Below are 339 nucleotides of genomic sequence, written 5' to 3'. Positions count from 1 at the left end.
AACACCTGATTCAACACAACTTCTTGGGCAGCCTGATACACCCATTTTGAATTTATGAGGTGTATCGATGTATTCAAATGTTTTTTCTAAACGAATGCCAAGTCGTGTCGTGTATTGCGTACCAAATCGACAAAACTCTTTACCAACACAGCTTTTAACTGAGCGTGTTTTCTTACCATAAGCTGATGCTGAACGCATACCTAGGTCTTCCCATATATTTGGTAATTCTTCTTTTTTAACTCCATACAAACCAACACGTTGTGAACCTGTCACTTTAACTAGTGGCACATGATATTTCTTAGCCACTTCTCCTAGACGAATCAGTTGGTCTGCATCTGT

General features: G+C 39.2%; 1 protein-coding gene. It reads right to left on the bottom strand.

The genetic code is table 11. The features are described from left to right. Nucleotides 1-339, bottom strand: a 339-nt coding sequence (locus GUI70_RS25455; RefSeq protein ID WP_161884540.1) for a ferredoxin-like domain-containing protein, incomplete at both ends; no start/stop codon positions are given.

This window comes from Deinococcus alpinitundrae, from assembly GCF_009982895.1.
GTDB classification, from domain to species: domain Bacteria; phylum Deinococcota; class Deinococci; order Deinococcales; family Deinococcaceae; genus Deinococcus; species Deinococcus alpinitundrae.
Note: the sequence above shows the minus strand (reverse complement) of the source record. Positions and strands in the feature narration are given on the sequence as shown.